Source organism: Pseudomonas sp. SDO5591_S426 (genome assembly GCF_054070755.1).
Map to the genome: position 1 here is coordinate 1 of NZ_JBSVXD010000209.1, position 9263 is coordinate 9263.

The 9263-nt window shown below is 60.8% G+C and carries 7 protein-coding genes; 3 read left to right on the forward strand and 4 right to left on the reverse strand.

The window, feature by feature from the left end; translation table 11 throughout:
• Positions 1-115: 115 nt before the first annotated feature.
• A complete protein-coding gene (gene gcvP, locus ACW9JC_RS26145; protein ID WP_457458599.1) occupies positions 116-2989 on the forward strand; it encodes an aminomethyl-transferring glycine dehydrogenase in 2874 nt (957 codons plus the stop codon).
• Between the two features lie 189 nt (positions 2990-3178).
• Here gcvP and ACW9JC_RS26150 read toward each other — a convergent pair whose 3' ends face one another.
• From ACW9JC_RS26150 to ACW9JC_RS26160, 3 genes are all read right to left on the reverse strand, one after another.
• On the reverse strand, positions 3179-3496 hold the full coding sequence (locus tag ACW9JC_RS26150) for a DUF2388 domain-containing protein (protein WP_416129568.1): 318 nt from the start codon (positions 3494-3496) through the stop codon (positions 3179-3181).
• 76 nt (positions 3497-3572) lie between these two features.
• Positions 3573-5357: a GspE/PulE family protein gene (locus ACW9JC_RS26155; protein WP_457458601.1), complete on the reverse strand. Its 1785-nt coding sequence runs from the start codon at positions 5355-5357 to the stop codon at positions 3573-3575.
• A 91-nt stretch (positions 5358-5448) separates the two neighbouring features.
• Positions 5449-5787, reverse strand: coding sequence for a hypothetical protein (locus ACW9JC_RS26160; RefSeq protein ID WP_457458603.1), 339 nt, complete (start codon positions 5785-5787; stop codon positions 5449-5451).
• A gap of 126 nt (positions 5788-5913) precedes the next feature.
• Here ACW9JC_RS26160 and ACW9JC_RS26165 point away from each other — a divergent pair, with 126 nt between their 5' ends.
• Positions 5914-6378 carry an Lrp/AsnC family transcriptional regulator gene (locus ACW9JC_RS26165; RefSeq protein ID WP_338583768.1) on the forward strand — a complete coding sequence of 155 codons (465 nt, stop codon included), beginning with the start codon at positions 5914-5916 and terminating at the stop codon, positions 6376-6378.
• Between the two features lie 124 nt (positions 6379-6502).
• Here the strand turns inward: ACW9JC_RS26165 and ACW9JC_RS26170 are convergent, their stop codons facing one another.
• A complete protein-coding gene (locus ACW9JC_RS26170; RefSeq protein WP_457458606.1) occupies positions 6503-7873 on the reverse strand; it encodes a CYTH domain-containing protein in 1371 nt (456 codons plus the stop codon).
• Positions 7874-8029: 156 nt separating this feature from the next.
• Here ACW9JC_RS26170 and argE point away from each other — a divergent pair, with 156 nt between their 5' ends.
• On the forward strand, positions 8030-9199 hold the full coding sequence (argE, locus tag ACW9JC_RS26175; RefSeq protein ID WP_457458607.1) for an acetylornithine deacetylase: 1170 nt from the start codon (positions 8030-8032) through the stop codon (positions 9197-9199).
• The last annotated feature ends 64 nt before the right edge of the window (positions 9200-9263 follow it).

The following is a 9263-nucleotide window of genomic DNA, read 5'->3' on the forward strand; positions in this document are numbered from 1 at the left end:
TCGCATTTCTATGCAGGAGCTGCCGCAGGCTGCGATCTTTTGATCTGCTATCGGCTGCTATGCTGGTTTGACCGTGTTGCATCGACGTTGAGCGCCAGTCAAGAGAGAGCCCGTCATGTCCCAGTTGCCGTCCCTGAGCCAGTTACGCGACCCCAATGCCTTTCTTCGCCGCCACCTCGGGCCGGATGCCGCCGAGCAACAGGCGATGCTCGACAGCCTGGGTCTGGGCAGTCGGGTTGAACTGATCGAGCAGACGGTGCCACCGGGCATTCGCCTGAACCGGCCGCTCGATCTGCCGCCGGCATTGGACGAAGAAGCGGCGCTGGCCAAGTTGCGCGGTTATGCCGAGCAGAACCAGGTCTGGACCAGCCTGATCGGCATGGGCTACCACGGCACCCTCACGCCCGCCGTGATCCTGCGCAACGTGTTGGAGAATCCCGGTTGGTACACCGCTTACACGCCGTATCAACCGGAAATCGCCCAAGGGCGGCTCGAAGCGCTGCTGAATTTTCAGCAATTGACCATCGACCTCACCGGCCTGGAGCTGGCCAACGCTTCGCTGCTGGACGAAGCCACCGCTGCGGCGGAAGCCATGGCACTGGCCAAGCGGGTCGCCAAGTCGAAAAGCAATCTGTTTTTCGTCGATGAAAACTGCCATCCGCAGACCATTTCCGTGGTGCAGACCCGCGCCGAAGGCTTCGGGTTCGAGCTGATCATCGACGCTGTGGATAACTTGAAGCAGCACCAGGTGTTCGGTGCGTTGCTGCAATATCCTGATACCCACGGCGAGATCCTTGATCTGCGTCCGCTGATTGATCACCTGCACGCGCAACAGGCGCTGGCGTGCGTCGCCACCGATTTGCTGAGCCTGCTGTTGCTGACCCCGCCCGGCGAGTTGGGCGCTGATGTGGTATTCGGTTCATCCCAGCGTTTCGGCGTGCCAATGGGTTACGGCGGGCCGCACGCGGCGTTTTTTGCCAGTCGCGACGAGTACAAGCGGGCGATTCCGGGGCGGATCATCGGCGTATCGAAAGATGCACGCGGCAATGTCGCTCTGCGCATGGCCCTGCAAACCCGCGAGCAACATATTCGCCGCGAGAAGGCCAACTCGAACATTTGCACCGCTCAGGTACTGCTGGCCAATATCGCCAGTTTCTACGCGGTCTACCATGGCCCCGAAGGGCTCAAGCGCATTGCGCAGCGCGTGCACCGGCTGACCTGCATCCTCGCCGCTGGCCTTGAGCGCAAGGGCATCACCCGTCTCAATCAGCATTTCTTCGACACACTGACGCTGGAAGTTGGCGGCACCCAGACCGCGATCATCGAAAGCGCCGTGGCCGCGCAGATCAACTTGCGCATCCTGGGCCGTGGGCGATTGGGGTTAAGTCTCGACGAAAGCTGCGACGAGTCCACCGTGGCGAAACTATTCGACGTGTTCCTTGGCGCCGATCATGGGCTCAGCGTCGATGAACTGGACGCTGAAACCCTGACTCCCGGAATTCCCGCCGGGCTGGCACGCACCACGCCTTATCTGCGCCATCCGGTGTTCAACGCCCATCACAGCGAAACCGAGATGCTGCGCTACCTCAAGCAACTGGAAAACAAGGACCTGGCGCTCAATCAATCGATGATTCCGCTCGGCTCGTGCACCATGAAGCTCAATGCCACCAGCGAGATGATCCCGATTACCTGGCCTCAGTTCGCCAATCTGCATCCGTTTGCGCCGAAAGAGCAGGCGGTTGGTTATTCATTGATGATCGAAGAACTGGAGCGCTGGCTCTGCGCGATCACCGGTTTCGATGCAATCTGCATGCAGCCCAACTCCGGCGCCCAGGGCGAATACGCGGGGCTGCTGGCGATCCGCAAATACCACGAGAGCCGTCAGCAGGGTGGGCGGGATATCTGCCTGATTCCGTCGTCGGCCCACGGCACCAACCCGGCCTCGGCGCAGATGGCCGGGATGCGTGTGGTGATCGTCGAGTGCGACGAAGCGGGTAACGTCGATCTGGATGACTTGAAGGAAAAAGCCGCAGACGCCGGGGACAAACTCTCCTGCCTCATGGCGACTTATCCGTCGACCCACGGCGTGTACGAGGAAGGCATCAGCGAAATCTGCGAAGTTATCCACAAGCACGGCGGCCAGGTGTACATGGACGGCGCCAACCTCAATGCCCAGGTCGGGCTGGCGCGGCCGGCGGACATTGGCGCTGACGTGTCGCACATGAACCTGCACAAGACTTTCTGCATTCCCCATGGCGGCGGCGGGCCGGGCATGGGGCCGATCGGCGTGCGCGCGCACCTGGCGCCGTTCGTGGCCAATCACCCGGTGGTGCCGATCGACGGACCGCTGGCGCAGAACGGCGCGGTCAGCGCGGCGCCGTGGGGGAGTGCGAGCATTCTGCCCATCAGTTGGATGTACATCGCCATGATGGGGCCGCAGTTGGCCGATGCCAGCGAAGTGGCGATCCTCGCCGCGAATTACCTGGCGCGTCATTTGTCCGGGGCGTTCCCGGTGCTCTACACCGGGCGCAACGAACGCGTGGCCCATGAATGCATTCTCGATCTGCGACCATTGAAGGCGCTGACCGGTATCAGTGAAGAAGACGTCGCCAAGCGCCTGATGGACTACGGCTTCCACGCGCCGACCATGTCGTTTCCGGTGCCGGGGACGTTGATGGTCGAACCCACCGAAAGTGAATCGAAGGCGGAGCTGGACCGTTTTATCGGCGCGATGCTGAGCATTCGCGCGGAAATTACCGAGGTGCAGAACGGCAATTGGCCGGCCGAGGACAATCCGCTAAAACGTGCACCGCACACGCTGGCCGACATCACTGGGATCTGGGAGCGGCCCTACAGCATCGAGCAAGCGGTTACACCGGATGCACACACCAAGGCCCACAAGTACTGGCCGGTGGTGAACCGGGTGGACAATGTTTACGGGGATAGAAACCTGTTTTGCGCGTGTGTGCCGGTGGATGATTACCGCTGATTGTCCGGTCACATCTAACCCTGTGGGAGCGGGCTTGCCCGCGATGGCGGATTTACAGCCGATGCAGATATTGAAGCTGAAGGCCTCATCGCGGGCAAGCCCGCTCCCACAGGGATCTGCTGTGAACAGGAGGTTTGTGTAGGCAAAAAAATGCCGCTCATATGAGCGGCATTTTCAGTTCAGCATCGATTACTCGGCAGCCACGGCATTCTTCGCCAGAATCGCGTTCGCCAGTTCCATGTCCGTAGCCTGCAGGCCCGGGTTGTCGGCGCGGACTTGCTGCATCGCGGCTTCCAGATACGGGCCGCGGATGCCGCCGTCACTGGCGACGAAACTGCCGGCATCGTCCTGGGCGGCGACGATCAGCTTGTGATCCTTGAAGGTCAGGTAGGTCGAACCGGTGGTTGCACCGGACGAGATGACGTTACGCCAAAAGCTGTCAGCCATCGCCGAACCGACAGGCAGGGACAACAAGGCGATGGTAGCGACAGCAAGTTTGAAACGCATGATGGGTGACTCCACTGGGGGTTTTAACTACGGCGTTGGATCGCCATTTCCCCAATCGAGTTCCATCACCGCATAGCTACTTCTGCTCGCTCTGCGGCGTCACGCGCAACACCTCCTCGACGGTGGTCAAACCGGCCGCGACCTTCTGCGCCCCGGACAAACGCAAGCTGCGCATGCCCTCCTTGAACGCCTGCCGCCGCACTGCCAGCAAATCGGTGTCGGGGTTGATCAGGGCTTTGAGGCCGTCGGTCAGTTGCATGATTTCATAGACCCCGGCGCGGCCGTGATAGCCGGTGTCGCGGCATTCCACGCAACCGATGGCGCGTTGGGCGTTGCCCGGCAGCGGGGCTTGCCAGGGCCGGGTCAGGGTTTGCCAGTCTTCTTCGCCCAAGGTTTGCGGTGCCTTGCAGTGCGGGCACAAGGTACGCACCAATCGCTGGGCCATGACGCCGAGTACCGTGGCCTTGATCAGGTAATGCGGCACGCCAAGTTCCAGCAAACGGCTGATGGCGCTGGGTGCGTCGTTGGTGTGCAGCGTCGACAGTACCAGGTGCCCGGTGAGCGCGGCCTGGATCGCCATCTCGGCAGTTTCCAGATCGCGAATCTCGCCGATCATGATGATGTCCGGGTCTTGTCGCATCAGCGCGCGTACCCCGGCGGCGAAGGTCAGGTCGATGTTGTGCTGGACCTGCATCTGGTTGAACGCCGGTTCGACCATTTCAATCGGGTCTTCGATGGTGCAGAGGTTGACCTCCGGCGTCGCCAGTTTTTTCAGTGTGGTGTAGAGCGTGGTGGTCTTGCCGGAACCGGTTGGCCCAGTCACCAGAATGATGCCGTTGGGCTGGCGGGTCATGTCCTGCCAGCGCCGCAGGTCGTCGGCGGAAAACCCAAGCTGATCGAAATCCTTGAGCAGCACTTCCGGGTCGAAAATCCGCATGACCATTTTTTCGCCGAAGGCTGTCGGCAAGGTCGATAGGCGCAACTCGACTTCGCCGCCGTCCGGGGTCTTGGTTTTCACCCGACCGTCCTGGGGTTTGCGCTTCTCCGCGACGTTCATCCGCCCTAGGCTTTTCAGGCGACTGACGATGGCCATGGTCACTTGCGGCGGGAATTGGTAGACGTTGTGCAGCACGCCGTCGATGCGAAAACGCACTGTGCCTTGCTCGCGCCGGGGCTCGATGTGGATATCGCTGGCGCGTTGCTGAAAGGCGTACTGGAACAGCCAGTCGACGATGTTGACGATGTGCGCGTCGTTGGCGTCCGGTTCCTGGTCGCTGGCGCCAAGGTTGAGCAACTGCTCGAAGTTGCCCAGGGTGTTGACCTGCTGATCGGCGTTATTGGCGCCGGTAACTGACTTGGCCAGTCGGAAAAATTCCACGCTGAAGCGCTGGATATCCACCGGGTTGGCCACCACACGCTTGATCGGCAGCTTCAGCACATGGGTCAGGTCGGCTTCCCAACCGGTGACGTAGGGCTGGGCGCTGGCGACGGTCACGGCGTCGCGGTCGATGGAGACGGCGAGGATCTTGTGGCGCTGGGCGAAGGCGTAGGACATCAACGGCGTCACGGCCGCGACGTTGATCTTCAATGGGTCGATGCGCAGGTAAGGCTGGCCCGCCTGCTGGGACAGCCACAGGGTCAGGTTTTCCAGGTCGAGGTGTTTGCCGGGGCGGCTGAGGTCGTCCAGCTGCTGGCCGGCGATGAATTCCAGTGGATGCAGCTGACCATGAGCGGCGTGGCGGCGGCGGGCATTGAGCGCCTGCTCGGCCGAATCCTGGCTGATAAAGCCTTGGGCAACCAGCTCGCGCAGCACATCATTGAGATCCAGCCAGCGGTCCTGAATGGAGAATTGAACGGACATGCGGGCTCCTTTTGAACAACAAGTGCGCAAAGGATAGTCGTGGCGCCACTGACCGTTGGGCCACTACCCGACGAAGCCGTATCGAGTTTTTTCAGCCCGCCGCTTGAGCGGCTTCAGCCCAGGCAGCGTCAGCGGTTTGCAGATCGACCGAGCAGACGCTGATCAGGTTACGAAGTTTTTCCGCGATCACCTGGGCGCGATGCCAGCTCAAACCATCGATGACAATCTCGATCGCCAGCAGGTCTTCCTGGCGCTGCACCTGCACCTGTTCCGGCGTCAAAAACTGCAACGCGAACAGATTGAGCGCACGGCACAGCAGCTCCGGTTCGGCTTCGGCCAGCAATTGGTAGCGAACGCAGCAATGGGCGTTGCCAACATGCCAGACATCGGCGCGGGCGGGCGGGGTGTTGACGGCTTCCAGGTACGGCATGGTCGTTCTCCAAAATCACTGGAGAAATTTTTACATTCGGTGCCGGGTATTTCTTATCTATGATGGTCCGTATTGCGGCTTATTCGAATCGATCAATTCGTCAGATCATCAATGTAAGGTTTTCCTATGCAAAGCGAGTTGGACAGCTACGACCGCAAGATCCTGGCGTTGCTGCAAGAGGACGCTTCGCTCTCCAGTGCGCAGATCGCCGAACAGGTGGGGCTTTCACAGTCGCCATGCTGGCGGCGGATTCAGCGGATGAAAGAGGAGGGGATCATTCGCGGCCAGGTGACATTGCTCGACCGCAAGAAAATCGGCCTGAACACGCAGATCTTCGCGCAGGTAAAACTCAACGCCCACGGACGTTCGAACTTCACCGAATTCACCGAAGCGATTCGCGGTTTTCCCGAAGTGCTGGAGTGTTATGTGCTGATGGGGGCGGTGGATTTCATGCTGCGGATCGTCGCGGCGGACATCGAGGCTTATGAGCGCTTCTTTTTCGAGAAGCTGTCGATGGTACCGGGGATTCAGGAGGTGAATTCGATTGTGGCGTTGTCGGAGATCAAGTCGACGACCAGTTTGCCGGTTTGAAGCATTGCGGTGAATTGGCTGGCCTCATCGCTGGCAAGCCAGCTCCCACAGTTTTTTGTGTTGAATCACAATTTGCATTCCAACATCGAACCCTGTGGGAGCTGGCTTGCCAGCGATAGCGGTGTTACATGCGCAGAAGCATTTTCCAGGCACGATTCTGGTAAACAGCAATCGCCTGCTGCTTACGCGCATCGAGCAGTTCATCAGTGATCATCGGCTCGTTGGCCAGTTGCGCCAGTTTGTTCAGTTCGCCATACAGGCGATCCATTTCCGGGATCTCCAGCACGTTGCGCGCATGGTGCAGCCACGCCTGAATGCGTTCGATGCGCGGCAATTGCTCGGCCAGGTCTTCCGGCTGTTGCTGGTAACGCTGCAATTGCAACGAAGTGGCTTCTTCGCCCAGCAGGCGTGGCAACCAGCTGCCCAGTTGCGCAGCGCCCTGGCGATTGCCACGGGTGTTGCGCTCGGCGGTCCAGGTGCGGGCCAGCAACCAGCGCGACGTGTTCAGAGAGAACAGGCCCCAGCGCGGGTCTTCGAGTTCTTCGAGGAATTGCTCCGGCGCGGCTTTGCGCACGTCTTCATCGTCCAGGCCTGCCTGGACCAGCGGGCGCCAGTCTTCCAGCAAGGCGTCGAGGGCGACACGCAAATCGTGGGTCGACTGACGCGGTGCGGCTTGACCGAGGCTGCTGACCAGCGCACGCAGTTCGGCGAGGTTTTCCACCCAGTCCAGCAGCAGGCGCCAGTGACCATTGAAACGATACTGCTCGGCCAGACGCTGGCTGCTGCCGAGCAGATGCCAGCACAGTGCGGCGAAAGCGTCGTCCAGCGGGGTTTCGGCGGTGAGTTGCGGCGCCGGCAGGCTCAGCGAGTAGCTGTTGGCGTCATACAGGCGATAGCCGCGTTCGGCCTTGCTGATGTCGCACGGCATCAGGGCCAGCTTCTCGGCGAGTTCGGCGGCCAGTTCCAGCAACGCGGCGGGCTCGCCTTCGCGCAACTCCAGTTCCAGCTCGCAGATTTCTTCTTTCTGCTTGCCGACCACGACGTGGCCCAGGTCCAGGGCGGCTTCGATGACCACTTTGGTCTTGCCACGACCCCAGGCGATTTCTGCGCGTTCGCGGACGAAATCGGTGGTGAAGATCGGCTTCAGGGTCTTTTTGTCCAGTTCGGCCAGTGCCTCGGGCCAGCATTCGCCGTCGAGTTTTTTCAGGTCGAGCTTGGCCTTGGGCAGGTTCCAGTCGTACTCATTGCGCACGGACAGACCGGCGACACTCTGACCACGGGTCTTGAGGGTCTGGATCACTTCTTCGCCATCCTTGCGCAGGCGCAGGGCGACTTTGGCCTGGGCCAGATCGCGCTCTGGGGTGTCGAAGTACTGGTTCATCAACTCACGGCGTTCCCAGCCACTTTTGTTGCGTTTTTTCAGTAACGGGTGCTCGCGCAGGGCGGCGAGGGTTTCGCGGCTGACGCGGAGTTTGATTTCGGTTTCTTTCTGCATGGCCGGAAAATCCAGGATCGGGAGCGCAGCCGGGGGAATGTGTGGCTGCCAAGGTCGTGCAGTGTACAGGACTCAACCTTGCTCCGCCGCGCGACGGTTTATTCCTGTCGCCGGATGGCTCTATGATGGTCTTCAATTCGGGAGTTGGAGCCAGCGATGCCTTTGCCGTCCATGAAAGATCAGTTCACTGCACTGATCGCTGCACCGTCCGTCAGCTGTACCCAGGCAAGCCTCGATCAATCCAATCGTCCGGTGATCGACCTGCTGGCGGCCTGGCTCGGCGATCTGGGTTTCGCCTGCGACATCCAGCAGGTCAGCCCCGGCAAATTCAACTTGCTGGCCACTTTCGGTTCCGGCCCCGGTGGTCTGGTGCTGGCCGGGCACAGTGACACGGTGCCGTTCGATGGTGCGCTGTGGCAGACCGATCCTTTGAAACTGACCGAAGTCGATGGTCGCTGGGTCGGGTTGGGCAGTTGCGACATGAAGGGTTTTTTTGCCCTGGCCATTGAGGCCGTCAAACCGCTGCTCGACCAACCGTTCAAGCAACCGCTGCTGATCCTTGCCACTTGTGATGAAGAAAGCTCAATGTCCGGCGCCCGCGCACTGGCCGCAGCGGGTCGCCCGCTCGGTCGCGCGGCGGTGATCGGCGAGCCGACCGGGCTCAAGCCGATCCGCATGCACAAAGGCATCATGATGGAGCGCATCGACATCCTCGGGCAGAGCGGCCATTCCTCGGACCCGCGTCTGGGCCATAGCGCGCTCGAAGCCATGCACGACGCCATCGGCGAGCTGCGCGGCCTGCGCCTGTTGTGGCAACGTGAATTCCGCAACATGCAGTTCGGTGTGCCAACGCCGACGATGAATTTCGGCTGCATCCATGGCGGCGACAACCCCAACCGCATCTGCGGCCAGTGTTCGCTGGAGTTTGATCTGCGTCCTTTGCCGGGCATGGACCCCAAAGCCCTGCGTGCCGAGATCCTGGGTAGACTCAAGCCGGTTGCCGAGCGGCATCAAGTCAAGATCGACTACGCGCCGCTTTTCCCCGAAGTACCGCCGTTCGAGCAGGCAGCAGACTCGGAACTGGTGCGCATCGCCGAAAAGCTCACCGGCCATAGCGCCGAAGCGGTGGCGTTCGGCACCGAAGCGCCTTATCTTCAGCAACTTGGCTGCGAGACACTGGTGCTCGGCCCGGGCGATATCGCCTGCGCCCACCAGCCGGGGGAATACCTTGAAATGTCACGTTTGCAGCCTACGGTGCATCTATTACGTCAGTTGATTGAACATTACTGCCTGACGCCGGCCCAAATTGCAGTGCCAACCAATTGAACGCAACCCTTGTAGGAGCTGCCGAAGGCTGCGATCTTTTGATCTTGCTCTTTTGGTGGTAAAG